This window comes from Sphingomonas sp. 1F27F7B, from assembly GCF_005503355.1.
In the GTDB taxonomy this organism is placed as follows: Bacteria; Pseudomonadota; Alphaproteobacteria; order Sphingomonadales; family Sphingomonadaceae; genus Sphingomonas.
Genome location: NZ_SCMK01000036.1, coordinates 13,163 through 38,551 on the forward strand (window position 1 = coordinate 13,163; position 25,389 = coordinate 38,551).

The following is a 25,389-nucleotide window of genomic DNA, read 5'->3' on the forward strand; positions in this document are numbered from 1 at the left end:
AAGGTGATTTGAACGACAAACCCAAGGCGAAGCGCGAGCGGCACCACGTCAAGATATGGTGCAGCGCCGAGGACAAGGCGACGATTGAAGCCGCCGCACAGGCCAGCGGGTTGAGCGCGTCGGCCTATCTGCGTGTGCTTGGGCTGGGGCATCAGCCGCGCCCCATCATCGACATAGAGCAGGGGCGGGAGCTGGTGCGCGTCAACGGCGACCTTGGCCGTCTTGGCGGCCTGTTGAAGCTATGGCTTACCGACGACGCCAAGTTGGAGGAAATGGCCCCGGAACGGATGCCGGTCATCATTCGGGGCGTGCTGTCCAAGATCGAGGCCAATCAGGACGAGCTGGCGGGGATCATCCGAAAGGTCTTGCGGTCCCGGCAAGATTTTAGCGGCTAAAAAAAGGGCCGCGCGGATGATCGCAAAACACGTCCCCATGAAGGCGACCGCTAAGAGCGATTTCGGCGGGTTGGTGCGATACATCACCAGCGCGCAGGGGCGCGATGAGCGCGTGGGCGTGGTGACTGTCACCAACTGCCAAGGCGAGACGCCAGAGGACGCCGCACAGGATGTTATGCTTGTTCAGTCGGCCAATCAGCGGGCGGCTTCGGACAAGACATATCACCTCATAATTTCGTTTCCTCCCGGCGAGAGTCCGAGCGCGGAAGCCTTGCGCGATATTGAGGAGACGATTTGCGCGGGGTTGGGCTTTGCCGAGCATCAGCGGATCAGCGCCGTTCATCACGATACCGACCACACGCATATTCATTTGGCGATCAACAAGATTCATCCGACCCGCCACACGATCCATACGCCGTTGCGGGATTACCGGACGCTTGCCGAGCTATGCGAGCTGCTAGAGGTCCGTCACGGTTTGGAGCGCGTCAACCACAACGCCCACCAGCGCGGCGGGGAAAACCGCGCGAAGGACATGGAGCAGATCGCGGGCACGGAAAGCCTGATAGGTTGGGCGCAGCGGAATTGCGCCGAGCCATTGAAGGCCGCCGCGAGTTGGGCCGAGTTGCACCAGATCGCGGCCGATTTCGGCTTGTCGGTGCAGGCGCGCGGCAACGGCCTGATATTTGCGGCGATGGATGGAACGACCGTAAAGGCCAGCTCCATCGCGCGCGAGCTGTCAAAAGGGGCGCTAGAGAAACGCTTGGGAGCCTTCCAGAGCGCACAGGGAGGGGAGGGGGCACCGAAGGTTCGTCAGACCTATGAAAAGCGCCCCGTGCCCTCCCGTATCGACACCAGCGCCCTATTCTCTGCCTACCGCGAGCAGCAGGGCACGCGCGCCACGCGCCGAAAGGTCGAGCTGGCCGAGGCCGCAGCCAAGCGCCGCGCGGCCATTGAACAGGTGAAGCGCATCGGGAGGACGAAGCGGGCGGCGATAAAGCTGCTAGGTGGCGGCCCGGCTGTTAAGCGCCTCAATTACGCATTGGCGGCCCGCTCCACCAAGGCCGCCATTGCCAAGATTGTCGCCGCCCACGGGCGGGAACGGGAGCGCATTGCGTCGCGCAATTCCCGGCGCGGGTGGAATGACTGGCTACAGGAGCAGGCCAAGGCGGGCGACCAGACCGCCCTTGAGGCCCTGCGCGCGCGCGAGGGGCGGCGCACCGCCCCCAAGGACGCGCTGCATATAGCCGCCATGCCGACCGCAGCGCATCCCGCAGCGATCAGGCAAGACCACATCACGAAGCGCGGGACGATCATCTACCGCACCGCCAATGCAGCGGTGCGCGATGATGGCCAGCGCCTGCATGTATCGCGCGGGGCGCAGATCGAGGGCGTTGTTGCTGCCTTGCGGCTTGCGCACGAACGCTATGGCGACAGGCTGGCGATCAGCGGCAGCGATCAATTCAAGGCCCTTGTGGTGGAAGCCGCCGCCCGTTCGGCCATGCCCATCACATTCGCGGACCCCGATCTAGAGGCCCGCCGTCAAAATATCAGGCAAGAGGAGCGCGCGCGTGACAGACAAATCATTGGACGAGGAGATAGAGGCGGCGCTGGCGTTGTTGGGCGAAACGCCGTCAATGGCGCTGGACGAGACGCCAGCGCCACAGCACCAGGTCGAAACGGGACATTCCGACCCGGAGCCGTCAGCGCCGGAGGAACCGACGCCGGAACCGGCCTTGCAGCCGGAGGAGCCAGCAGCGCCGCCGTTGGAGCTGGTCACGCACAGCCCGCCAGAAATGGACATTCTAGCGCCGGAGGAGCCGAGGCCCCCAGCGAGCGCGCCGTTAAGCCCAACATTGGCCGCGTTGGACGAGAACCGCCGCCCGAAAGCCGAGGTAGTTTGCGCGACCTGTCCCAACTCGGTCTGGTTCAGCACGCCGAGCGAGGTCGCTTGCTATTGCCGCGTGATGTTCATTCAGACGTGGACGACCAAAAAGCCCGGCCAGATCGTCTTGTGCGACGGGACGACGATCGGCCGCGAATGAGCGACGATCAGGGCATAGCAGCGGATAAATACATTGCGGAACGTAATGCGAAGCGTCACATTGGAATGGATATACCGGCGCATCGGCTGTTCACTGGCGATCATGGGCCGCTGATTTACGCCGGGACGCGACAAATCGAAGGGCAGAAATTGATACTCCTAAGAGATGGCGCTGACATGCTTGTGCTGCCCGTGGACGCGCGTAGCGCCGCCCGCGCGGGCAAGCTGGCGATTGGCGAGCCGATCGAGATTGCCAGCAACGGCACCGTCAAAAGCAAGGGACGCAGCCGGTAACGGCCGCGAGAAGGGCAAAGCATGGCAAAGAAGCGCAATACAGCCATCGGGCCGCAAGTGCGGGAGCGCGGAAGCAAGGGCGATAATCGCCCGTTGCTGGCGGCCCTTGTGTCCGGTTCCGCCCTTGGAGGCTTATGGAGCGCAACGCAGATGTTCGCGCACCAGATGGCCTATCAGGCTACCTTGGGGCCGAGTGCGGGCCATATCTATGCCCCGTGGCGTTTCCTGCAATGGTTCAGCAAATGGAGCGAGGTTCCGGCGCTGAAACCCGCCTTCGGGCAGGCCGTGGGCGTGGGCACCGTCGTTTTCGGCGTGGGCGTCCTGATAACCGCCGCTGTCAAACTTGCGAAATCGAACGCCGGGAAGGGCAATGCCTATCTGCATGGATCGGCCCGCTGGGCCGACATGGAGGACATTCGCGCGGCCAGCCTCGTTGAAAATGATGGGGTCTATATTGGCGCATATCAGGAGAAGAACGGGAAGACGGTCTATCTACGCCATTCCGGCCCGGAGCATTGCCTAACCTATGCCCCGACCCGATCGGGGAAAGGCGTGGGCCTTGTCATCCCGACGCTGCTTTCGTGGCCGCATAGCGCCGTCATCACTGATTTGAAGGGTGAGCTATGGGCGTTGACCGCCGGTTGGAGGAAGCAGCACGCTAACCAGATCGTCATGCGGTTTGAACCGGCCAGCTCGCGCGGCTCCGCCCACTGGAACCCGCTGGACGAAATCAGGGTAGGGACTGACAACGAAGTCGCAGACGTTCAGAATCTCGCTACGCTGATAGTGGACCCGGACGGGAAGGGGGTCGAAAGCCACTGGCAAAAGACCTCGCGGGCGCTTCTGGTAGGCGTGATCCTGCACGTCATCTACAAAGCCAAGCATGGCGGCAACGCGGCGACCTTGGCCGAAGTGGATGCCGTGTTGGCCGATCCGGTTCGGCCCGCGCAGGAAGTTTGGGAGGAAATGCTTACGTTCGGCCATTTGCCGGGCGGCAAGAATCATCCCGTTGTCGGCAAAGCCGCGCGCGCCCAGCTCAATCGCCCCGATGATGAGGGCGGATCGGTTCTATCGACCGCGCAGAGCTATCTAGAATTATATCAAGACCCGGTTGTGGCCGCGAATACTGCCACTTCCGATTTTCTCATTCGTGACCTGATGAACAGCGAGAGGCCGGTTAGCCTCTACATCATCACCCAGCCCACGGATAAGGACCGGCTGCGCCCGCTTGTCCGCGTCATGCTCAACATGATGGTGCGTATCCTCGCGCCCAAGCAGGAGTTCGAGGAGGGCCGGGTAGTTCAGAGCTACAAGCACCGCGCGCTATTTATGATTGATGAGTTTCCCAGCCTTGGGAAACTTGGAATCATTCAGGAGTCCTTGGCGTTCGCCGCAGGCTACGGCCTGAAATTCTATCTCATTTGTCAGGACACCAACCAGCTTAGGAGCCGGGAAACCGGCTATGGGCCGGATGAGCTGATAACCTCCAATGCTCATATCCAGAACGCCTATCCGCCCAACCGCGTTGAGACGGCCGAGCATCTTTCCAAACTCACCGGGCAGACCACCGTTCTTAAAGAGCAAATCACCAAAAGCACGGGACGCGGGGGCGGGGGGTTCTTTGGTGGCACCGTGTCCAAGACCGTGCAGGAAACCCAGCGTCCGCTTTTGACGCCGGATGAGTGCATGAGGATGCCGGGGCCGAAGAAGACCCCGGACGGAGATATTTCGGAAGCGGGCGACATGCTGATTTATGTCGCAGGCTATCCCATGATCTACGGTCGTCAGCCCCTCTATTTCCAAGACCCGACCTTTAGTGCCCGCGCCAAGATTCCCGCGCCGGATCGGAGCGATACGATCAGGGGCAAGCAAGCGCCGAAGCCGCCCGAAGGGGGCCGGAGGATCAAACTATGAAGCGGCCGAGCTTCGCCAAGGTCAGCCGCTATGCGGTTTGTGGCGTGGCGGGGGCCATGATCGCCATGCTTGGCGCGAAGGCGGCGGGCCTTCGCTTCAACGCTACGCCGAGCATCCCGCTAGGCGTCTATCGGGCGACGGGCGGGACCGCGCAAAAGGGCGATCTTGTGGCGTTCTGTCCGCCCGCAGCGCCGCCCTTTTTGGAGGCGTTGCGTAGGCGCTACATTGAACCCGGCGATTGCCCCAGCGGAAGCTATGAAATGATGAAGCGGATTTTAGCCGCTAAAGGCGACCGCGTTCAGATTGGCGGGCAGGGCGTGCGGATCAACGGCCGCCTTGTCCCCGACAGCGCCCCGCAGCTTGCCGATGGGGCAGGGCGGGCCTTGCCCCGGCTCAATGCCGATTGGACGCTAGGCGACGGGGAAATCCTTGTCCTTGGCGATGGCGCGGCCTCTTTCGACGGCCGCTATTTCGGGCCGATCAGCGCGCGGCAAGTGACCGCCCCTATCAAACCCGTAGTGACGTGGTGACGGCATGAGCGGGGAGATCATCGTCATTGCTGAAAAGCCCGAACTCGCGCGGGCCATTGCCGAGGGCCTTGGGGGAGGGGCACGACAAGACGGCTTCATAGATTGCGGCCGTCATTATGTGACATGGGCGATCGGCCACATGCTTGAGCTGGTGGACCCGCAAGACCCGTGGAACATGGCGGCGCTGCCGATCAGCTTCATCCCGTGGGAAAAGCGGCCCGTCGCCAAGACGAGCGCCCAGCTCCGCACGATCGGCAAACTCCTCAAATCGGCGCGGAGCGTCATTCACGCGGGCGACCCCGACGATGAGGGCCAGCTTATCGTTGACGAGATTCTGCAATGGGCCGGGAGCCGGTTGCCGGTCCAACGCCTGCTAATCAATGACAACAATCTAAAGGTTGTGCAGCGGGCCTTGGCGTCCATGCGGGATAACCGTGAATTTGCCGGATTGTCCGCGTCGGCCGAGGCGCGCAGCGTGGGCGACTTGCTCTATGGCGTGAACATGACCCGCGCCTATACCCTCGCGGCGCAGGCGCGGGGGTTTCAGGGCGTTCTTAGCGTCGGCCGCGTGCAGACCCCTATCTTGGGCCTTGTCGTCCGCCGTGACCGCGATTTTGAGGCGCACACCAAGAGCTATTATTACACGGTATCGGGCCAGTTCAGTTTCGCCGGGCTGACCTTTCCCGCGCGCTACCAGATCGGGGAGGGCGACCCGGTTGATGAGCAGCGCCGCTTGATCGACCGCAGTTTTGCGACGGCGGTAGCCGGGGCGGTGCAGGGGCAACCGGCTCGCATCGCCAGCGCCAAGACCACGGCGAAAGAGGCAGCGCCGCCGTTGCCTTACAACCTCTTGAAGCTGCAAACCGATGCCGCACGGAAATTCGGCTATAAGCCCAATCAGGTGAAGGACATTACGCAGGCGTTGCGGGAGAAGCATCGCCTTATCACCTACAACCGCAGCGACAGCGAATATTTGAGCGATGAGCAACACGCGGACGCCCCCGGCGTGCTGGCGGCCGTCGCCGCGACGGTCCCGATGCTGGCAGCGATCGCGCAGCGCGCGGACCCGGCGATAAAAAGCCGGGCCTTCAACTCGCAGAAGGTTTCCGCGCATCACGCCATCATTCCGACCGAAGCCACGGCCGATTTTGCCGCGCTGACAGAGCCGGAGCAGCGAATCTATATGCTGATCGCGCGCGCCTATGTCGCGCAGTTCTGGCCCGCGAACCAATATGACCAGACCGAAATCGAGATAGAGGTTGCGGGCCGCGCCTTTGCCGCGCGGGGCAAGGTTGTGACCAAGCCGGGTTGGACGGTTCTCTATAAGAACGATGTAGGCAATGAGGACATTGCCGAGGACGAGGACACCCTTGCGGCCGATTTGCGTTCGATCGCGTCGGGCATGGCCGGGCAATGCCTTTCCGCCAGCGCCGACCAGCAGGAAACCAAGCCCAAGCCGCTCTATACGATGGCCACGCTTTTGACCGACCTAACGCGGGTGGCCAAATATGTTCGGGACGAGCGGCTTAGGAAACTCCTGATCGAGAAGGACAAGGGGAAGGCGGGCGAGCATGGCGGAATTGGAACCCCGGCGACCCGCGACAGCATCATAGCCACGCTTTTCGATCGCGGTTTTTTGATCGAGAAGGGCAAGAATATCGTCAGCTCCCCGCAGGCGCGCGCCTTCTATGACGCCTTGCCGGATCAGGCGAAGTTTCCCGACATGACCGCCATTTGGCACGAACAGCAGCGCGCGATTGCCGAGGGCAAGAGCGATGCCATGACATTCGTTCGCGGATTGGCCGATTATGTCGGCCGCGAGGTCGCGCGGGTGAAAGAGCAGGGCCTTGCCATAGCGATCGACGCGCCGCCTTGCCCGTCATGTTCCAAGCCGCTGCGCCGGATCAAAGGGAGCAAGGGCTATTTTTGGTCCTGCACCGGCTATGCCGACGGCTGTAAATTCACCGCCAATGACAAGGCGGGCAAGCCGGAGCTGGTGAAGGCTCCCGCGCCCGTGCCGTCGCAGCAGCACAAATGCCAAGCGTGCGGCGCTGGCCTAGTGCGGCGTCCTTCCGCGAAAAAGAAGGGGGCCTTCTGGTGGAGTTGCAGCGCCTATCCCGGCTGCAAACAGACCTATTTCGACAACAAGGGACAGCCCGATTTCAGCAAAGGAGAACGAGCATGACGGATCAACCCAATGCGCAGGACGTGCCCACCCTTGACGAGCTGGTGACGCGCAAACTTGCCGACGCCGAGACTCCCGGCGCGGTTGTGGAGTTCGACCCGGAGGAGGCGGAGCGGGCGGGGGCCTTTGTTGAGGATGCCATGAGCGAGGCCGACGCGCGCGAGGCCGAGGAAGGGCTTGATGGTGACGCGGAGCCGATCGCCACGGCACGCGGCGAATTGATCGCGGCAGCGCGCAGCGCCGACTAATCGGGAGGAGGCGAGGATATGGCCGAGGGCAAGATACCTTTTCACCAGCGCGTTGCCGACAAGCTGATAGAGCAGTTGAAGCAGGGCACCGCCCCTTGGCAAAAGCCTTGGGAGGCGACGGGCAGCAGCGGGTTGCCGTTCAACCCGACCACGGGAAAACGCTATCGCGGCGTCAATGTCCTCAATCTCATGTCCGAGGGCCGGGCTGATAATCGCTGGCTGACATACAAGCAGGCCGCAGCCCAAGGCGCACAGGTGCGGAAGGGCGAGAAAGGCTCCCTTGTCCAATACTGGCAGTTCGAGGAGGAGCGGGTAGTTCGGGACGAGAGCGGTAAGCCCGTTCTGGATGCCGAGGGTCGCCAGAGGAAAGAGAAGGTCGAGCTTGAGCGGCCCCGTGCGTTTTATGCCGTGGTGTTCAACGCCGAGCAGATCGACGGGCTTGCCCCGATCGTGACCACTACGCACGAATGGAATCCGGTGGAGCGGGCCGAGGCCATCTTGCGGGCGTCGGGCGCGAAAATCACCGAGGAAGCGGGCGACCGCGCCTATTATCGGCCTTCGACCGATAGCATCACCTTGCCGTTGCGGAGCCAGTTTCCGAGCGCGGATCGGTTCTACGCCACGGCGCTGCACGAGCTGGGGCACTGGACTGGCCACCCCAACCGCCTTGACCGGGACTTGGCGCACCCGTTCGGTTCGGAAGGCTATGCCCGCGAAGAATTGCGGGCCGAGATTGCGAGCCTCATAACCGGGCAGGAATTGCAGATCGGCCACGACCCGGAGCAGCACGCGGCCTATGTCGGATCATGGATCAAAGTCCTTGAGGAAGACCCGCTTGAGATTGTCCGTGCCGCATCGGACGCCGAGAAGATTCACACCTACGTTCTGGCGCTGGAACAAAAGCAGGTTCAGCAGGTCGAGCAGGCACACGACTATACGCAATATTTCGTCAGCAACGAAAATACGCTTTGCTATCAGCAGCCGGGCATGGCGATGTTGGGCGTTCTTGCCAGCAATATAGACGGGCGCAACCCGATTAACGGGCCATTCTATGCCAGTCCGCTAGATCAAATCCGGCCTGCCACGCGCGAAGATTTTGACAGGTTCCGCGTTACTCTACCGCCAGACTTCCAGCAGGCGCAGGAGTATCGCCAGAATGATCTTGATGAGGGCGATCGGCTTGCGGTCGCGGACATGGCCAAGACTGTTCAAGCCTATGAGGAGTGGCAGAACGGCCCCCATTTCGAGGGGAACGAGGAAGCGGACCTAGTAATATCCGACGACCTCAATATGGAGCTGGACGAGCGTATAAAGGCCGCCTTCGCCAGACCGGGGCTTGCGGCGGCGCTCAATGCTTCCGGGTTTACGGTCGAGCGGCTGACAGACCATAGCGGCGACAGATGGGCCGCCGCAGCCGGGGCCGTTGCCGCCATAGGCGATCCTATACCGGAGCCGCAGCAGCACTATTCCGACCGCACTTTGCGCGCGCTGATCGACAAGCACGGTTGGGAGCCGGTTGATAGTGGCGGGCCGATGCACACCGTTCGACGGCAATTTGAGGGTGTCGGGCCGATCGGCACGATGATAACCCCGAACGGCGAGCGAAACCTTATGGCGGGCTATTCCGCAGATAGCGAACGCCGCCGCTATATCGCCTTGTCGCTTGGGCCGAACCAGATCACCGATTTTGACGGCCGCGACCAGAACCCGGAGGACGTTGCCCGCCTTGTCAATTTGAAGGCCGAGCAATATGCCGATGAGCGCCGCGAGCGGCAGGGCTTGGCCCCTCTCTATGCGGTCAATTCGCCGCCCTTGGGCATCGCCGCGACCGACCAGCGGGACGCCGCGCCAGAGCCTTCCACCCGCACATATCTTGCGGTCCCCTACCGGGAAAAGGACGAGGCGAAAGCCTTGGGCGCGAAATGGGATAAGGCCGAAAAGTCGTGGTATGTTCCGGCAGGCGCTAATGTCGAGCCGTTCCAGAAATGGCTTTCAAGCGCCGTAGAGGCACCCGCAGGAGATCTAGGCCAATCGCTCCCCGGCGAGCGCGCGCAGCGCCCCACGGCCCCGGAGCAGCCGCAGGAAGGGCAAACGATGAAGGAAACCCCGCGACAGGCACGCGAATATCTGGCGGTGCCTTATGGCGAACGAACCCTTGCCAAAGCCAACGGCGCGAAATGGGATGCCGCCCGCAAGAGCTGGTATGCGCCGGAGGGCGCGGACCCGGAGAAGCTGGCGCGCTGGAAAATAGACAATCAGCCGCGCCAGAAGGAGGCGAAAAGCCCGGAGGTCGAATTTGCCGACGCGATGAAATCCCTTGGCCTTGAGGTTCCCGCAGGGCACCCGATGATGGACGGCAAGACCCACCGCGTTCCGGCGCAGGGCGATGGAAAGGGCGAGGCGGCGGGTTTCTATGTCGCCTTCACCGATGGCCACCCAGCGGGCTACATCAAGAACAACCGTTCGGGGCTGGATATGCGATGGAAAAGCACCGGCTACACGTTGAGCGAGGAGGAAAAGGCCCGGTTGAACGCCGAGGCCGCCACCAAGCGAGAGGAGCGCGAGCGGGAGCGGGCGGCGACCTATGATGCGACGGCCGAGCGCGTGCAGCAGCGCGCCGCGCAATGCCGTCAGATCGAGCAGGCAACGCCCTACATGGAGAGGAAGGGCATTGCGCCGACGATCGGCGCGCTCGCCAGCGGCAGCGATAATACAATCCACCTTCCGGCGATCGACACCAGCGGCAAGCACTGGACGACGCAATATATTCAGGAAGACGGCACGAAGCGTTTTGCGAAGGAGAGCCACAAGGAAAGCTGTTTCCATGTGGTCAACGGGGGCGTGACGCCGCAGGCCGCACTAGCCGCGCTCGACAAGGCCCCGCGCATTATGATTGGCGAAGGCTACGCGACGATGGCGACCGTCTCTAGCGTGGTGGACCATGCGACCGTCGCGGCGTTCGATTCCGGCAACCTTCCCGCCGTCGCCGCTGCATTGCGCGAGCGTTACCCCGACAAGCCGATTTTCATCATGGGCGAGGACGATCAGCGCGTCTTGGAGAAATTCGGTTACAATCCCGGCAAGGAGAAGGCGACCCAAGCGGCGCAGGCCGTGAACGGCGTTCCGGTCTTCCCGACCTTCGCCCCCGGCGAGCAGCAGGCCGACCCGGCACGCTTCACCGACTTCAACGACTTGCAGCAGAACAGCCGCTTGGGCCGTGAAGGCGTGGTGCGCCAGATCAGGGCGGCGATCGAGAACCCGCGTCAGCAGGAGCGGGAGGCTCCCCGGATCGAGCTGGACGACGAACGCGAAAGGAAGCGTTCCGGGCCGGTTATCGGAGACGATCAACCGGCCCAGCGCCGCAGCGTTCGACGCTAGATCAAGCGGAAACCAACTTCCTAGAATAGTCGAGGGAACGGAGCGCGGTTTTGAGATGGAAGGCGGTTATGTCGTCGTCCATCTCCACCGCGATAACGAGGCTTTCCCGCGCAAGGTCTATAGCGTGGAGGAGGCGGCGATATTGTTCATCGCTCAGGTCCGTGTCTCGCATTGTTCTCGCAGTTCGCGGGGCCTCCGCTTCGTCCACGGTCAGGGTGACAGGCTCCCGATCGTCATGGCCTTCGGCCTCTAGCTCGCTAATGTAATGCAGCGAATGGAGCGCGTGTTTCAGTTGGAAGGCTGATAGATCGTCGCCCAGCTCCGCCGCGATAGCGAGGCTTTCGCGCGTGAGGGCTATAGCATGTTGGAGGCGGTGATATTGTTCGCCGTTCAAGTCCATCATCAGACGACTCCGAAGCAGGTTCCAGAATGGCAATATACCTACGTTTGGACGATATGGCGCACCCGTTGAGCAAATTGTTCGGGAAGCGGTTGAAGGCGCGGAGGCAGGCCCTCAAAATGTCGCAAGCGATGCTGCATGAGCAAACCGGCGTCACGGCCTCCTACATTTCGTTTATCGAGAACGGGAAGGCCAATCCGACCTTGGACGTTATGGCGCAGCTCGCGGACGCGATCGGGTGCCCTGTCTCGGAAATGTTGGCCGCTGAAGCATAGTCGCCGCTGTCTATGCGCTGCAGCATAGCCGCCCGCGTCTATGTCGCCGGTGGCATAGACGTTCCCGTCTATGATGCTGGCCGGTGAAGGCCCCTTGCTGGCTTAGGAGGTTGCAGCATCGAGCCGGAGCCGTAATCATCCGGTGCCATGAAGGACTGGCCCGATCCGAACGACGATTCCGGCAGCGACGTGCTTATCCACATCGAGTTTTGGGGATTGCTGGCGCTTACCGGGCTTGCCTTCCTCGCGGGTGTTGGGCCGCCGATCGTCCGCTTTGTCCGTTCAATCATCGGATAGGCTCGCGCGCCTATGATGCTGTCCCGTGACGGGGAACAATGTAGGCCCATATGCCGCCTTGGCTCGCCCACTCTGGATGCCGATAGTTATAGGCCATCATGGCGAGCGTGAACAGCAGCAGCAGAAGCGCCGACAAATCGCCGCGCGAAAAGGGCCTGTTGTTGTCGCCGTTCATCGCCTCTTTTGACACAAGGGCGGTAATCGGACTCTTGCCCGCCTTGGTTAAATGTTGGTGGACGAGCTGGCGGCGCTGACCTGTTCAAGCCCTATGAGTCCACTTCCAACAGCGCGGCGAGGATCGCAATTCGCTCGCCCGCAGGCAGCTCGCTAAACATGCGTTTCCAGCGTGCCGCCTTGCGCTTGATCCTCTGGCGATCGGTGAAATCCACCCCGGCATGGGTGGCCCAATGCGCCGCGTCGGGCGCATAGTTCATCCATAGACATTCGGTGCGCGGCCCGCCTCGCGTCATGGCCTGATAGGACAGGACGCGCCAGCGCGGCGCGGGTAGCAGCTCGCTATACAGGGCCGAGGGATAGCCTGAAATCATCACCGAGGCGGGCAGCGCATCGAGGACGGCCAGCAGCTCCCTATGATCCGCGTCCGTATAGTCATAGCGGTAGCGCGTGCCCGGATGGGAGCGCGTGGCGAGGACATAGGGTGGATCAGCATAGATCAGCACGCGCCCAGCGGCCGAAAAGTCAAAATCGCGGAGGAAGGCGAGGCAATCGACGTTGTAGGTTTCAACGGCCGCGCCATCGAACGCGCTCGATTCCTCTGCCGCGATCGAGCCGAAGCACTCAAAGGTAGCCGGATCAATTTCGAGGCCGATCGAGCGGGCAGCGGGAGGCTTGCGCCGAAGGACGATGCCGGAGCCTAGATGCGTCTCAATGTAGGTATCGTGCGGCGGCATATTGGCAATCACAGCCTGATATGCGCCCGAAACCTGTTTCGAGCCGAGATAGCCGGTCATGGCACCTACTGGAAAAGAAGGGGCAGGCGGGGGAAGCGTCCCCCTGCGATCGGGCCGCCCAGCGTCCTGATCGACCCCCACAGCAAGGGGCCAGCCCCTCGCAACGCTCCCCGGCTAACACCAAGCGGAAGGTTAGGGCTGGGGGCGTTCATCTGGAACGCCGGGGCGACGGCGGCTTAGGCAGGCCGTGGCCGATTTCGTTGGATTTGGTTTTGCCGTCGCTTTCGCTCTGGCCTGTCTTGAGGGCGTCGGAGAGTCCGGCGAGCGAGCTTCCCCGCGCCGCGTTCAGGAGAGACGTTCGGCCACTTTCCGGCGTAGCTTTTCGTCCGTCGCCATGTGCGAGGCTCCCACTAACATCAGGGCCTCCAATCGCGTAAAGTTGCCCGTGGGGAGACTGTCCTTTGAATTGGAGAGCGCAATCGGCGCTGACGCGGCCGAGCTGGTTGAGCCGGTCGAACTCTCTTTCAAGCCTTTCTTGGACAGGTCCATTTTCCAATTCCTTCCGCCAGATATTTACACCGTCCATGCCTTCTAGGCGATGAACATTCGCACGATCGCGCACGTCATGGACCGCAACCGAAATCTGATCGCCAAAGCGACCTAGAAGGGCCTCTAGGCCGTCAGGCGTGCCCTCCTGAATACGCACCATCACGGCCGCGCTCGCACCCCGGCCCAGCTCCTCAAAGCGTTGGAACGTGTGGGCAAGCGCCTCCTCTGGCCGAGGCAGCACCGCTATTACCCCGACCCTGCATCCGGCGCTCAATGCCTGTTCGACCTTGGCCATGCTCGCTTGCGGATCGACAAGCTGGCCCTCAAAGATCGCGCGCACGTCACGGCCGAGCCGGTTTCCTTCATGCAGCGCCGCATACTGGATTTCAGAGGTTTTCCCGGCCCCCGGCATCCCGGTTACGAACAGCACCAGGTTGCGGGCCGGATCGGAGCTATCGGCCACTACGCGCCGGTATTGTTCGGCCGCCAGAACGGCCGCGGCATTGTGGACGGGCGCGTTGTATCGGCCGCGGGCCTCTCTTGAGGCGGTATATTCGGGAAGCAGCTCTTTCATGGCGTCCGCACAGACGTAGCGCCCCCCGAAAGTGCCGGGTCGGGCCGCATAGTCCGTCAGGAACCGTTCGGGCGCAGCTTGCACGGCATCGACCACGCGCCGTTGCACGTCCGCGCGATCGGCGTCCGCGAACTCCAATACCCTGATAGGTTCCAATGCCATCCCGCTTCCTCTGTCAGATCCGGCATAGACGCAGGCGTCTATGAGAACCAGAACTATTTGTTGGAGGGTGGTCTAGCACGAATATAAGAAAGCCCGACACAGGGCCGGGCTTTCGCACTTTCGGACACAACGGGGGGTTGTGCGCGACCCGAAAGCAGAGTTGTTGCAGAACCGTATCGGGCACGCACGGCGCTGGCAAGGCGAAGGAGCTGCGCCAGCGCGATATGCCCGGCCTTTATCGTCGGCAGGCTGTTAATCATGGTGTGCAACGGAAACTTACCATTCATCGTGCAGCGCGAGATTCATGGATAGCGACCCCGGAGAAGCGCGAAGGCTGCACGCGGTTGAGAACCGCGCAATGGCGCGCCGCATTGAGGCGGAGCGTTGGAAAGCTCTATGGGATGATGCTCACCCCGCCGCGACGGAGGCCACGGCCCCGGACCATGCAGCTCCCGACAAACCGAGCCGCTTGCGCTCGATATTAACGCTATTCCGAAGGGATGGCCTCTAGTCTCGCTTTGGACGCTGTTCAGGCTGGCCTAAAATGTGATCGTTGATGGTCACAACGGCGAGCGGGATCAGGTTGAATAGCTGGTAGGCGAAGATCGCGCCGACAAAGAACACCAGAAGCGGGTGTGCCTCAACCAGATCATAGTTGGCCCGGACAAAAACTGTCCCCGCTGCGAAGGCGAGGACATAGAGGATCATCGTCAAAGCCCCGTCGAATAGGCTGCGCATCGTCATGGCCTGATCCTAGCTCCTTTATTCGACGGGGGCGAGGGGCGCGCTGGCGCTGGCGCCGGCGTCGATCGCCGGCGCCAGCGCTGCCAAATGCAGTTGCCGCCGCGCTGGGCTTCGGGCAACCTCGCCAGATGACAACTCGGTATCTCACTGTTGCGACAATAATTGCCCTACTCATTGCCGCCTGTTGGCTCGCGCGCCAGATTTATCGGGTTACGGTTGCCGTGCGGCAGGCGCGATGCAACATGATGGACGCGAAACGCTCAGACCGCCACCAAACTGAAATCCGAATGTTCCTTGAAACGCAAAGCAAGATTACGCGCTTGGATATTCAGATGGGCGTGATGTTTGGGATTATACTTATCATGTTTCTTGGGGTCGCGGGCTATTTGCTGGTTGGCCTTCAAACGCAACCTTAGTCATCGGTTGGCTCCCTGTTCAGCGAGGCGGGCCATGACGCGCACCATATTGTCAGAAAGCGATTTGGCCGAGCCTAGAGCGTCCTCGCGGTCATCCGTGTAGTAGGCGACCCGTTCGGCATGGTCCCGGTGCCAATCGGCATCATGGCGGCCTTGATCGGCCTCCACGATCGAGGTGCGCCGGAACGTCACCCGATACTCACTTTCCTTTTTGGTGATCGCCATATGAGGCAGCGCCCGAACGGCGGTGAACAACTGGCGGTCGGTTGTAACCGTCAGCGCCGCGCGCTCTTTCTTGCACTCCTCGCACACGCGGGATTTGAGATTGGCGGTTGGCTTTCCGCACTGGTTGCATGGCGGCAGCGGTTTGACGAGACGGAACAATCCGACCTCCTTCATTTGTGTGGTGCGATACAATCTAGTGGCGTTCCCTCTGTCCGTCAAACGGTCCTTTTACGGACAACCGCATTTTGTCCGCTTTTTATCGCTTGCAATGAGTTTGCGGACACATTAGATTTACGGACAGAAAACGGACACAAGAGGCACGCAACCATGACCGCGCTTATCGTGATGGCCTGTTCATCGACCAAACGCCCCGGCGAGGAGGCGATGCCCGCCATAGATCGCTATGATGGTCCGATGTGGCGCACGCTGCGCGCGGCGCTGGCCGAGCTGGGGGAAGATTGCCGCCCCGAAGTCTGGTTCCTGTCCGCCCGCTATGGCTTTCATCCGGCAGATATGCCGATCGCTGATTATGAGCAGCGCATGACGCCGAGCCGGGCCGCTGAATTGCTCCGGCTCCCAACGTCCAATCATGCGGCCTTCGCGGAAGCGGCGCGCGGCGCTGATAGAATCCTTCTCGCAGGGGGTGCCATTTACCGGGACGCGATGCGGCGCGCGATCGGCCAGCATCCGAGCATCGCAGAGACGGACGGCGGGGGTATCGGCATCCACCGGCAGCAGTTGCGGCGCTGGCTTGCCGTGGACCGCGACACGACCGGGGCCGCTCCCGTCCAGAGCCTTGATGCCTTTGCCCGCGAGCGCGGCTTGGTGACGATGGCCGAGGCGCGCGGCCATATCCACGCCGGGTTGCGTTCAGCGCCGACGACCAAGACTTTCCGCAGATGGTATGAGAGCGAAACGCGCCGCCTGTTGATCGAGGCAGGCAGGACCGCGAGCCTCTATCAAGCGGCGATCGACGCGGGAACGATCATCGCGCCGCCTCGCGCGACCCTTGAGGAAATCGCAAACGGCCACCCCGATCTAGAGTCGACGCGCGCCGCGCGCCGCGTGCTGGAAAAGCGCCGCGCCCGTCGCGAGCTGGCGGAACGGGAAGCCGCGTGACGGCCCGCCCGCCTTTCCGCCACAACGGAGGCCCGGCGCTGGACGATACCCCGCCAGCTCCGCCGCGCCTGCCCCATGATGCCGCCTGCGTGCGCTGCGCCCACTGGACGCCGCCCAGCGAGCGGGAGGAATCCGATTATCGCTATTGGGCAATGACGGGGCGCGGGCGGCGCGTGAAGGAGCCGAGCGGCCATTGCTTCCGCGTGATGCACAGGCCCGGAGGCCCGCTTTCATTTTCGGGCACGATGGGCCGGAGCAGTTGCTATAACTACGAGGCGAAGCCGCCGCCTGCCTATCGACCCAGCGGGCAAGGCTTTGTCACCATTTGGGGGCCGGGTGACAAGATTCTCTGGCAGGGGCGCGAGGGCGAGGAACCCGCCGAGTTCCGGCAAGGCGAGCTGGACCTATAGACAGGGCGAAGGAAGGTAGAGCGATGAAGGTTGAGACGCGGCAGACGATCGAGCGCCAGATTGCGCGCAAAGCGGCCGAGGGGCTGATTGCGGGCGGCTATGCCGTGTCGGTCTATGACGGCGAGGAAATCGCCTTGGAGGCGTCCACGGACGTTAAGGCGATCATGGCCGCCATGTTCGCCACCGACGAGGATTATCTATTCGCCATGAAGCCCGACGAGGCCGGGAAGATGGAGCGGCAGGGCTATGCCCGCTTCATCTACGGCAACGAAGGTTGGGACGTGATGAGCGACTACACCACCAATCTTGAAAGCGAGCTGGCGGGGGCGAAGGCCGAAGCCGACAAGCTGGAAACGCGGCACGGATAAGGAGCGCCTGCTATGGAAACCATCGACTTGACGCCGACATGGGGCGAAATCGGCTTGCTGTATGTCCGTCTTGCGGAATCTGGCGAGACGAAGGCCCTTACGGAAATGCGGGGCGAGGTCGCGCGGGCCTTTGCCGCCTCGCAAGCCCTCACGGCGATTATGGGCGACTTGCCCGCCGAGCTGCGCGACCGCGCCCGCATCATCATAGGCGAGGAGCTGGCGAAGCAGGGTTTCCCCGGCGATCGGCCGCGTTCCGATTCTGGCGAAGCCGGGGCCGTCGATCGAGGCACCGCCACCAAGGCTATCGAGCAAGCCTTTGGGGGCAAGCCCGCCCCGATTATGCTTGATGAAGCGTGGGAGTGGGATCGCGCGGCGAAGAAGCAGGCCGGAGAGAATGGCGAGCAATGAAGTTCCGAAGGGGATCAGGGGATGAATGACGCTATGGGCCACACGGCCGTTTTCGGCGCGACGGGCGGGGGTAAGTCTAGCTTTCCTCCCATGCTGCAATTCGAGTTCCATGCCTATGCCGGGGACGAATCCGGCGTGATCGCGGCGCAACCGACGATTACGACCGAGCGCATGGCGAGCCATAGCGCCGCGCGGGCGAAGGCGGGCCGTATCGCCAAGCAGATCGGGGGGCCGGTCGATTTGGCGCTGGCAGGGGCCGCGCCGTGGGATGATCGCTACATCACCACGGCCAGCCCCAGCGAACATCATGCCTCTGGCTATCGGTTGGAGAGGCTGACTTGATGCCCTTGGTGTTCATCGCCGCCGCCGCGCTGGCGGGTTGTTCCGTGACCGATGGCGACACGATCAGATGCGGGGACGAGCGTATCCGGTTTCTTGGCGTGGACGCGCCCGACGATCCGAGCAACAGCCGGTGCAGGCCGGTGCCCAAGCCCGGCGCGATTTGCGACCGGCAGCGGGCCGAGGCGAGCAAAGAGGCGTTGCAGCGGACCATGACAGGGCCGCTTTCGATCGAGCGCGTAGGGGTCGACCCCTACGGGCGCACGCTGGCGTTGGTCTATGTGCAGGGGCGCAGCCTCTCATGCCGCCAGATCGAGGCCGGGCAGGCTGTCTATGTGGCGCGTTGGGATCAGGACGGGCGGGTTGCGCGTGAGTGCCCCCGTGCGGTTGCGAGCTGGCAGGGGTGGCGATGATGGGCGCGCCAGACCCCGGAACGCTCAATAGGCGCAGCGCCGAGGGCGGGGCGTTGATCGGCTATGCGCGGGTATCGACGCCCGAACAGGACATGGGCTTGCAGATCGACGCGCTAGAGAAGGCGGGTTGTGCCCGCATCTTCACGGACGTTGCAGGCGGTGCGAAGGCAGAGCGGGCCGGGCTGGCCGAGGCGCTGGCCTATCTTCGCCCGTCAGACACGCTTGTCGTGTGGAAGATCGACCGGCTAGGCCGCTCGCTTCCCCATCTGGTCGGGCTTGTCGAAAATCTGCGTGATCGGGGCATAGGCTTCCGATCGCTGACAGATGCCGGGATGGACACGACGACGCCCAGCGGCGCGTTGATCTTCCATATATTCGCGGCGCTGGCCGACTTTGAGCGGTCGCTGATCCGCGAGCGGACAAAGGCCGGATTGGAGGTCGCCGCCGCGCGCGGCCGAAAGGGCGGCCGTAGGTCGGTTGTCACGCCGGGAGTGCTGAAACGCGCGCGCGACATGATGGATAAGGGGTTGACGGTGCGGCAGGCCGCCGCCGCGCTCAAGATCGGCAAGACGCCGCTCTATGAGGCGCTACGTGCAGCGGACGAGGCCGCAGGCAGCGGATCGGGGGACGAAGAAAATGGCGTATGACGATTACCGGGAAGGCGACCGCTTTTCGGTGGACTTCCGCATGGCGGGCCAAATGAAAGGCTGTTGGCACCTGATAGGCGAAACTACCACGCTGGACGAGGCGTGCGCGATGTTCGACGGCATTGTTGCTTCCGATCGCGCGGAAGGTGCAACGCCGGGGGCACGCTGGCGCATGTGTCATATGCGCGGTTCCGAAATTCTCCGCGTCATTGAGGATATGACGCTTACGAGGGACGGGTTGGCCACGACGCCCGCCGACGCTGACTGATAGCGCGCTGTCCGTCCCTCTAGCGTAACGATTCATTGCTTTTCGAGGCACTTTCGGCCTATTCACGCACTACCTACGGAGACGTGGGCGGGGGCGTGGAAACCCTCTGATAATCGAGCCGGTCGAGCTTAACGACCGGGTGGCGGACGCGCATGTCCAGAAGCCACCCGGCTTTAAAGGCGTTCGCGCCTGACGATTATCAGGTTTCCAACACCCGGTTCCAAGCGGGCACGCCTCCAAAATGGGGGCGTGCCGCTGGCTTTCCGGCCTACTCCCGACAGCACAGTTTCGGAAATGGCGCGAGATCGCTGCCATCGGTTTTGCTTGTTGGGGGGGTAAGTGACCAATTCGGAAAATTCTTCTGGCTCGATACTGGAATGGCTTGGCTTTCGCGGCGCGCGCGGGGGGCGCAGCGTGGACGGGAAACCGGCGTTCGCAAACGGCGCTGGCAATGTCTTCCAGCAGGCACGCCGCCATCTGCTCGATGAAATCGCGGCCTTCCTGCTCACCTATGAGCTGGACGTGACGCCTAATAATCTTCTCACGGCGCACGGGGCCTTTTCCGGGTCCAATCCCGCCCTCGCGCGCAAGATCGCCCAGCATGTGACCGCTGGCCTAGCCGTGACACAGGAATGGCTGGACGAAATCACGGCGGCAGACGAGACGATCGACAAGCACGATGGCATCCAGCACCTCATGGCGAGGTTGGAAACGACGCTCGAAAGTTTCTCGAAGAACGCCAACGACACGCGCAGCGCGACGGCCGACTATACCGACGAGCTGGAACAGCATGTGGCCGAGCTGGATCAGGTTCAGGGAACGGGGCAAATCCTTTCCAGCCTAGCCGATTTGGCGAAGGCGATGCTTGAGCGAACCCGCAAGCTGGAAACCGACATGCGGCGCAGCGAGGAGGAGGCCAAGGCGCTTCGCCGTAGTCTGGAAAAGGCGCGGCGCGAGGCAGAGATTGACCACATGACCGGCCTTCCCAATCGCCGGGCTTTCGAGGCGGTCCTAGAGCGGGAATATCGTGACGCCAGAGCGAGCTTTGACCCGCTGACCGTAGCTTTCTGCGATATAGACCATTTTAAGCGCATCAATGATACGCACGGCCATGATGCAGGCGATCGGGTCATTCGACTTATCGCGGAAATGCTCGCTACAATTTCGGACGATAATTGTCATGTAGCGCGCCACGGTGGAGAGGAGTTTGTTATGCTGTTCCGAGGCGTCAGCCTGTCCGAAGCGCATAAGAAACTTGACGGCTTGCGGGAACAGATGGCCGAACGTCGCTTACGAAACCGCAAGACCGATGAACCCTTGGGGCAAATCACCTTCTCCGCCGGTATCGCGGACGTGTTTGATTTTCCTGATCCAAGGGCGGCCCTCAAAGCGGCCGATGAAGCCCTTTACGCCGCAAAGCAGGCTGGTCGAAACCAAGTGATGATCGCTCCCAAGGGAGGCGCGCAGGCCGCATGAATGAGGGGACGCCAGATGAAGACGTATTCCCCGGCGCGAAGCTCTCCGATCCGGCAATGGTGCGGGCGATGGGCGGGGCGCTGGCGGTCCTCGCCGGGTTGCTGGAAGGGAAAGGCGTCGCATCGGTGGAGGAAACCTCCAACGTGCTGGGGATTTACGCTGTCATCACCGGAGAAACCGCACCCGATGAAGGTTTGATCCTCGCTTGTTGGGCAGGGATTTTGCGTGATGCGGCACAGGAGAAGACCAAAAAAGAACGGGGAGCCGGGAAAATGGGTGTAGGATCGGGCAGCGCGGCCGTGCTGGTTGTGGAGGATGAACCCCTAGTCAGGACGATGGCGGCCGACATTCTCATGGACGCGGGCTATCGCGTCTTTGAGGCGTGCGAGGCGGCCGATGCTCTGGCGATCCTTGACGGCCGCGATGATATTGGCGCGGTGTTCACCGATATTGAAATGCCCGGAATGACCGGCCTCGCCTTGGCCGCTACCGTCCGCGACCGATGGCCATCCATGCCGGTCCTCGTTACCTCTGGCCGCGTGCGACCAGGTGCAGGCGAATTGCCGAACGGAGCTGCCTTTATCGCCAAGCCCTACATGCCCGGTGAATTGGTCGCCACGCTCGGCAAGATACTCCCTCCCCCCGATTCCGGCGATTAATGTTCCATCAGGCTGAATGAGCCGCGAACAAGGGCAAGCCCAACGGAAAGCCGTTCGGCCGCCTCTTTCTGCTCGATGCCTAGTCGCTTGGCGATTTGCTCGATCGAAAGCCCGTTTTGCCGATGCAGGAACAAGGCGCGATCGGTCAAATGCGGCAATTCATCAACACAATCCCAAAATTCATCTTCGGGAAATGTCATGCGCGGTGACGCCATGCACGTATCTATTGATTGTTGCAGATAACAATCGGCGGCTGAATCATCGACCTCAACGAGTATCGCAAGAGCTTTTTCCATGAACTCTAGGGCAACCGCTTTCCGTTGCTCTCGATAGATATTGGAAGAATCAACCATAGCCTAGTCCTCCTTTCGGTCGCTGTAGGGGGACAATGACTCGACAATAGGGCAATTGCACGCGCAACTAGGGCCAGATTGAACAGTAATTTTATTACAACGATAAGCACCCCTCGCCTGCCCGGACAGGGGCGGCGCGTGGCATCGGCTAGATTGTTTGTTGGTCTTCCGACGATGGCGATTCCTTGCGGGCCATCGTCGGAAGTGGACGGCCGCACAAATTGGGGGGCGTGGGCCGCGCCGGGCCTCTAGCATAAAATTACGGCCCTGCATCCCCGGCGTTGATACATTCGTCGCGCAGGACGCTCGATTGAGCCGCCCCGATCGCGGCGGCCGACAATCGTTCGGCTGATAGCATCGAGCCGCACGCAGTATGCACATACGCGCATAATTTCCGCTTGCGAGCTATGTATATTTGTGCATAATAGCCGCGATGGATACTGAACGGCCGGTTCGATGGGTGGCATCGTCAAAGCGCGATTTTCGGGAGTTCCCGGACGATGTGCAGGACGTAATGGGCTATGCCCTGCACCTCGCGCAGCAAGGCGGGCAGCACCCCAGCACTAAGCCGTTGAAGGGCTTTGGCGGCGCTGGCGTGGTCGAGATCATAGACGACCACCAAGGCGATACGTTCCGCACGGTCTATACGGTCAAATTCGCGGAGGCGGTCTATGTCCTGCACGCCTTCCAGAAGAAATCCAAGCAGGGCAAGGCCACGCCGCAGGCCGATATGGATTTGATCCGAACGCGGCTGAAATCCGCCGAGGAGCATCACCGGCAACACCAGACCCCGCGAGGCACAGCATGAGCGCACAGGACGAAATCATTGAGGAAGGCAGCGGCAATGTCTTTGCCGATCTAGGCTTTGCCGACCCCGACACCCACCTTTTGAAAGCCCAGCTCGTTACCCGTGTGGCCGAGGCCATGCAGGAGCGGAAGTTGACGCAGATCGCCGCCGCCAAGGTTACGGGATCTACTCAACCGGAATTGTCGCGCATCCTGCGAGGCCAGTTCCGCAGCGTCTCGGTTGAGCGGCTTCTAGCCATGCTCACCCGGCTTGGCTGCAAGGTCGATATTGTCGTGCGCCCGCAGGGGCGGACCACTGAATCGGCCGTGATCCACTTCGCCTAATGTGCGATGATTTCGCGCAAGCCCGGCTCGATATGTTCGAGGCCGGGCTATTCGGCCAAGGGCCTGCCTTCTGGCGCTGGATCGAAACCGACGCGGCGCAACCCTATCTTGCCGCTTTCGCCGCCGATCGACGGCCGCCCGAACCCGGCGAACCCTTCGCTATCGACCTAGCGGCCGACGACTTGCTTGCTCCCGATCGCCTCGCCCAGCTCGCCCTACAGATCGAGGCCGACCATGCTTGATCCCAATCCGTCCATAGCCGACCTTGACGCATTGCTAGATCGCCACCGCAACGACGATGCGGCTATGGAAAAGATCGTTCGCGGGTATCTCCGTTGCGCGATCTACAGCTATCAGAAGCATTGCGTTTGGCGCGCCCTGCGCCACATCGGCAAGGACGATTGGAGTTTCAAAGAGGAAGACGTTGCCGCCTTGAGGGCCGAAGGCGCGAAATCCATTTCGGACTTTCGAGACTGGCTCATTGAGGAGCTGGCCGGGATGGGGATCAGCGCCCACACCGGCTTGCCGAATTGAGCGCCTAGCGCGCCGTCGCTTCAATTGCTGGCGGTGATTGTGCGCGGAATAAATCGCGGGTCCGCCGTGGGATCGGTAGGCGAAGGATGCAGCATGTCGCGCCGGAAATTCACCGCAACGGAAATAGGCGCGGCGTTCGGCCGAGCCGCCATGACGCGGGCTTGTGGAGCTGGCGCAGCCTCATAGCTGGCCATCGGCTGCACGGCCGCCGAGGTTAGGCCCCCTACCCCGCGTTCCGCTCTGGCGACGACAATTTGAGCGCGATCGAGCGGCCGAGTCTGATCGCCGGTATAGAACGCCAGATGCCAATGATCGGCATGGCCCCGGTCCCCCGGCCCCAGCAGCTCCGCCACGCGAATACCATGTTGCGCCATCACGGCGCGGATTTGCTCGCGCGTGATCGTGTGCAGCCCGGCACGCGGCACGAAATCCACCGCCTGCCCATATTTGTGAAAGCTGTTGGCGGCCCCGTAATTGGCTTCCAGCGCCCGCCACGTATCGGTTATGCGAGCATTGAACGCAGCGGCCAAGATCGAGGCGACATAGCCCGCCGAGGCGTCGGCGCTGCCTTCGGGCTGGACGATCGCGGGTTGCGCCGCGAGCTGGCCCCCGCCCGTCGCGTCGGCCGCCGTGATCGTGAGTGGGATCGAGGTCGATCGCGCAGCAGGAGCGCCGCCGCTTACCGGCACGCCGTTCACGCTGTAGGTATTATAGCGCGAGGAAAGCCACGCCTCCCAGCGCGCGCCTTTCGCCATAATCAGCGCCCGATAGCGGGCATTATGGACCGGCGTTCGGGAATGATAATTGGCAACCCGCGTCCACAGATCGCCCTTGTCATCCCGGATATGGTTTCTGATACGCCATGCAGCGAGGTTGTAGGGATAGCACCCCGGCGCAAGCACATATTCGGGCCGGATGCCGTAGCGTGCCAGCGATTGAATATAGCTGGAATTGAGCTGCATCGAGCCAAGATCGGCGGTGTTATTGGTGTTCTGGACGCGCGCACCGGGCCGCCCGTTCTCTTGCTCCGCGACCGCCAACATGACGTTCGCCGGAATGTTATAGCGCAGCGCCGCCGCGATCGAGCATTGCACCCGTTCTTCTATGACAACCGGAGGCAGATCAGCGGCCATGATTAGCTGTCCCCCCTTCTCTGGACGAACGCCGCAACTTCATCCTCTGGCGTCTCCATGTCGCCCGCATCACGGGCGGCCGAAATGGTATCTCCCGCAAATTGCGCCGTGGGCGGCGGCGATGAATCGGACGAGCTGGCGGGACTGCCCGCGCCGGTCGCGGGAGCGAGCGTTTCACTTCCCGACGATGCCGAGGCGGCCGACGCGCGGATATTGGCCGCCAATCGGCCCCCCACCGTATTGCCCACCCGCTCTTTCAAAGCACCCACCGCCATGCCAGCGGCAGCGCCGCCGAGGATGCTCGCGGTTTTCGCCGCCCGGCTAAGGCCGGTGCGTTGCGTGCCGCCAGTATCGCCACTTGCGGGCGTGCCTTCACCTTGCGAGCTGGCGGAGCTGGCCTCCCCCTCCCCCGCAGGCGACCCACCGGCAGCGCCGCCGCCGTTGCTGTCTTCACGATCGGCCGCCTCGCTGCCCGCAGCGGCGCTTGCAGCCGTGCCGCCGCCCGCGCTGGCGGCTTCCGAGCCGCCTTGAAGGCCGCTGTTGTCATTGGCCGGGGGTGAACCGCCATCACCGCCCATAGCCATGCTAAGGGG

Annotated in this window: 30 protein-coding genes and 1 pseudogene; 22 read left to right on the plus strand and 9 right to left on the minus strand. The window is 62.4% G+C overall.

Annotated elements, in window-relative coordinates; all coding sequences use genetic code 11:
* Positions 1 to 8 precede the first annotated feature (8 nt).
* Genes FFS08_RS21960 through FFS08_RS21990 form a run of 7 tightly spaced genes read left to right on the plus strand, consistent with a single transcriptional unit; the run spans position 9 to position 10,985 of the window.
* Positions 9 to 395: a plasmid mobilization protein gene (locus tag FFS08_RS21960; RefSeq protein ID WP_137864917.1), complete on the plus strand. Its 387-nt coding sequence runs from the start codon at positions 9 to 11 to the stop codon at positions 393 to 395.
* Between the two features lie 16 nt (positions 396 to 411).
* Positions 412 to 2,730 carry a TraI/MobA(P) family conjugative relaxase gene (traI, locus tag FFS08_RS21965; RefSeq protein ID WP_137864916.1) on the plus strand — a complete coding sequence of 773 codons (2,319 nt, stop codon included), beginning with the start codon at positions 412 to 414 and terminating at the stop codon, positions 2,728 to 2,730.
* A 21-nt stretch (positions 2,731 to 2,751) separates the two neighbouring features.
* Positions 2,752 to 4,644, plus strand: coding sequence for a type IV secretory system conjugative DNA transfer family protein (locus FFS08_RS21970; RefSeq protein WP_137864915.1), 1,893 nt, complete (start codon positions 2,752 to 2,754; stop codon positions 4,642 to 4,644).
* On the plus strand, positions 4,641 to 5,174 hold the full coding sequence (gene traF, locus FFS08_RS21975) for a conjugative transfer signal peptidase TraF (protein WP_006954186.1): 534 nt from the start codon (positions 4,641 to 4,643) through the stop codon (positions 5,172 to 5,174). Before FFS08_RS21970 ends, traF begins: the two co-directional genes overlap by 4 nt.
* A gap of 4 nt (positions 5,175 to 5,178) precedes the next feature.
* Entirely contained in the window at positions 5,179 to 7,359 is a 2,181-nt protein-coding gene (locus tag FFS08_RS21980; RefSeq protein WP_137864914.1) for a DNA topoisomerase 3, read from the plus strand.
* Positions 7,356 to 7,607 (plus strand): conjugal transfer protein, encoded by a 252-nt coding sequence (locus FFS08_RS24310; protein ID WP_137864913.1) that lies wholly within the window; start codon positions 7,356 to 7,358, stop codon positions 7,605 to 7,607. The genes FFS08_RS21980 and FFS08_RS24310 overlap by 4 nt, the downstream gene beginning before the upstream one ends.
* Before the next feature lie 18 nt (positions 7,608 to 7,625).
* Positions 7,626 to 10,985 (plus strand): zincin-like metallopeptidase domain-containing protein, encoded by a 3,360-nt coding sequence (locus FFS08_RS21990; RefSeq protein ID WP_137864912.1) that lies wholly within the window; start codon positions 7,626 to 7,628, stop codon positions 10,983 to 10,985.
* Between the two features lies 1 nt (position 10,986).
* On the opposite strand, the gene FFS08_RS21995 is transcribed toward FFS08_RS21990, so the two are convergent.
* On the minus strand, positions 10,987 to 11,388 hold the full coding sequence (locus FFS08_RS21995) for a hypothetical protein (RefSeq protein WP_021223000.1): 402 nt from the start codon (positions 11,386 to 11,388) through the stop codon (positions 10,987 to 10,989).
* A 65-nt stretch (positions 11,389 to 11,453) separates the two neighbouring features.
* On the opposite strand from FFS08_RS21995, the gene FFS08_RS22000 reads away from it, so the two are divergent.
* Entirely contained in the window at positions 11,454 to 11,660 is a 207-nt protein-coding gene (locus FFS08_RS22000) for a helix-turn-helix domain-containing protein (protein WP_249341280.1), read from the plus strand.
* A gap of 147 nt (positions 11,661 to 11,807) precedes the next feature.
* Positions 11,808 to 11,957 (plus strand): hypothetical protein, encoded by a 150-nt coding sequence (locus FFS08_RS23715; RefSeq protein ID WP_171012765.1) that lies wholly within the window; start codon positions 11,808 to 11,810, stop codon positions 11,955 to 11,957.
* A 10-nt stretch (positions 11,958 to 11,967) separates the two neighbouring features.
* On the opposite strand, the gene FFS08_RS23720 is transcribed toward FFS08_RS23715, so the two are convergent.
* The 5 genes from FFS08_RS23720 to FFS08_RS22020 form a co-directional block, all read right to left on the minus strand.
* Complete coding sequence (locus tag FFS08_RS23720) at positions 11,968 to 12,132, minus strand: hypothetical protein (protein WP_021223002.1); 165 nt, start codon at positions 12,130 to 12,132, stop codon at positions 11,968 to 11,970.
* A gap of 91 nt (positions 12,133 to 12,223) precedes the next feature.
* On the minus strand, positions 12,224 to 12,928 hold the full coding sequence (locus tag FFS08_RS22005) for a DNA adenine methylase (RefSeq protein ID WP_137864910.1): 705 nt from the start codon (positions 12,926 to 12,928) through the stop codon (positions 12,224 to 12,226).
* A 148-nt stretch (positions 12,929 to 13,076) separates the two neighbouring features.
* The gene (locus FFS08_RS22010; RefSeq protein WP_137864909.1) at positions 13,077 to 14,153 is read right to left on the minus strand and encodes a hypothetical protein; all 1,077 of its coding nucleotides are present in this window, start codon (positions 14,151 to 14,153) and stop codon (positions 13,077 to 13,079) included.
* A 507-nt stretch (positions 14,154 to 14,660) separates the two neighbouring features.
* On the minus strand, positions 14,661 to 14,897 hold the full coding sequence (locus FFS08_RS22015) for a hypothetical protein (protein ID WP_137864908.1): 237 nt from the start codon (positions 14,895 to 14,897) through the stop codon (positions 14,661 to 14,663).
* Positions 14,898 to 15,313: 416 nt separating this feature from the next.
* Positions 15,314 to 15,697 (minus strand): hypothetical protein, encoded by a 384-nt coding sequence (locus FFS08_RS22020; RefSeq protein ID WP_249341338.1) that lies wholly within the window; start codon positions 15,695 to 15,697, stop codon positions 15,314 to 15,316.
* 255 nt (positions 15,698 to 15,952) lie between these two features.
* Between FFS08_RS22020 and FFS08_RS22025 the strand changes: the two genes are divergently transcribed.
* The 9 genes from FFS08_RS22025 to FFS08_RS24145 all read left to right on the plus strand — a co-directional run bounded on the left by FFS08_RS22025 (position 15,953) and on the right by FFS08_RS24145 (position 21,645).
* Complete coding sequence (locus FFS08_RS22025; protein WP_212742062.1) at positions 15,953 to 16,657, plus strand: hypothetical protein; 705 nt, start codon at positions 15,953 to 15,955, stop codon at positions 16,655 to 16,657.
* 433 nt (positions 16,658 to 17,090) lie between these two features.
* The gene (locus tag FFS08_RS22035) at positions 17,091 to 17,435 is read left to right on the plus strand and encodes a hypothetical protein (RefSeq protein ID WP_014194368.1); all 345 of its coding nucleotides are present in this window, start codon (positions 17,091 to 17,093) and stop codon (positions 17,433 to 17,435) included.
* Positions 17,436 to 17,447: 12 nt separating this feature from the next.
* Entirely contained in the window at positions 17,448 to 17,843 is a 396-nt protein-coding gene (locus FFS08_RS23725) for a hypothetical protein (RefSeq protein WP_171012766.1), read from the plus strand.
* A gap of 21 nt (positions 17,844 to 17,864) precedes the next feature.
* A complete protein-coding gene (locus FFS08_RS22045; protein WP_044122056.1) occupies positions 17,865 to 18,185 on the plus strand; it encodes a hypothetical protein in 321 nt (106 codons plus the stop codon).
* Positions 18,185 to 18,595 (plus strand): thermonuclease family protein, encoded by a 411-nt coding sequence (locus FFS08_RS22050; protein WP_066609323.1) that lies wholly within the window; start codon positions 18,185 to 18,187, stop codon positions 18,593 to 18,595. The genes FFS08_RS22045 and FFS08_RS22050 overlap by 1 nt, the downstream gene beginning before the upstream one ends.
* On the plus strand, positions 18,595 to 19,242 hold the full coding sequence (locus FFS08_RS22055) for a recombinase family protein (RefSeq protein WP_137864920.1): 648 nt from the start codon (positions 18,595 to 18,597) through the stop codon (positions 19,240 to 19,242). Before FFS08_RS22050 ends, FFS08_RS22055 begins: the two co-directional genes overlap by 1 nt.
* Positions 19,232 to 19,510, plus strand: a complete 279-nt coding sequence (locus tag FFS08_RS22060; RefSeq protein WP_137864905.1) for a hypothetical protein — start codon at positions 19,232 to 19,234, stop codon at positions 19,508 to 19,510. The genes FFS08_RS22055 and FFS08_RS22060 overlap by 11 nt, the downstream gene beginning before the upstream one ends.
* 339 nt (positions 19,511 to 19,849) lie before the next feature.
* The gene (locus tag FFS08_RS22065; protein ID WP_249341277.1) at positions 19,850 to 20,986 is read left to right on the plus strand and encodes a GGDEF domain-containing protein; all 1,137 of its coding nucleotides are present in this window, start codon (positions 19,850 to 19,852) and stop codon (positions 20,984 to 20,986) included.
* Complete coding sequence (locus FFS08_RS24145; RefSeq protein ID WP_249341276.1) at positions 20,983 to 21,645, plus strand: response regulator; 663 nt, start codon at positions 20,983 to 20,985, stop codon at positions 21,643 to 21,645. Before FFS08_RS22065 ends, FFS08_RS24145 begins: the two co-directional genes overlap by 4 nt.
* Here the strand turns inward: FFS08_RS24145 and FFS08_RS22075 are convergent.
* On the minus strand, positions 21,642 to 21,998 hold the full coding sequence (locus FFS08_RS22075; protein ID WP_137864904.1) for a sigma factor-like helix-turn-helix DNA-binding protein: 357 nt from the start codon (positions 21,996 to 21,998) through the stop codon (positions 21,642 to 21,644). The two genes, FFS08_RS24145 and FFS08_RS22075, sit on opposite strands and share 4 nt — an antisense overlap.
* Positions 21,999 to 22,431: 433 nt before the next feature.
* Between FFS08_RS22075 and FFS08_RS22080 the strand changes: the two genes are divergently transcribed.
* Genes FFS08_RS22080 through FFS08_RS22095 form a run of 4 tightly spaced genes read left to right on the plus strand, consistent with a single transcriptional unit; the run spans position 22,432 to position 23,663 of the window.
* Positions 22,432 to 22,806 (plus strand): type II toxin-antitoxin system RelE/ParE family toxin, encoded by a 375-nt coding sequence (locus tag FFS08_RS22080; RefSeq protein WP_137864903.1) that lies wholly within the window; start codon positions 22,432 to 22,434, stop codon positions 22,804 to 22,806.
* Complete coding sequence (locus tag FFS08_RS22085; protein WP_006964370.1) at positions 22,803 to 23,129, plus strand: helix-turn-helix domain-containing protein; 327 nt, start codon at positions 22,803 to 22,805, stop codon at positions 23,127 to 23,129. Before FFS08_RS22080 ends, FFS08_RS22085 begins: the two co-directional genes overlap by 4 nt.
* A gap of 32 nt (positions 23,130 to 23,161) precedes the next feature.
* Entirely contained in the window at positions 23,162 to 23,371 is a 210-nt protein-coding gene (locus FFS08_RS22090; RefSeq protein ID WP_136957508.1) for a hypothetical protein, read from the plus strand.
* The gene (locus FFS08_RS22095) at positions 23,364 to 23,663 is read left to right on the plus strand and encodes a hypothetical protein (RefSeq protein WP_100239713.1); all 300 of its coding nucleotides are present in this window, start codon (positions 23,364 to 23,366) and stop codon (positions 23,661 to 23,663) included. The genes FFS08_RS22090 and FFS08_RS22095 overlap by 8 nt, the downstream gene beginning before the upstream one ends.
* 20 nt (positions 23,664 to 23,683) lie before the next feature.
* Here the strand turns inward: FFS08_RS22095 and FFS08_RS22100 are convergent, their stop codons facing one another.
* Positions 23,684 to 24,796 (minus strand): transglycosylase SLT domain-containing protein, encoded by a 1,113-nt coding sequence (locus FFS08_RS22100; protein ID WP_137864902.1) that lies wholly within the window; start codon positions 24,794 to 24,796, stop codon positions 23,684 to 23,686.
* Between the two features lie 2 nt (positions 24,797 to 24,798).
* Positions 24,799 to 25,389: pseudogene (locus FFS08_RS22105) on the minus strand (P-type conjugative transfer protein TrbL); the annotation flags it as partial.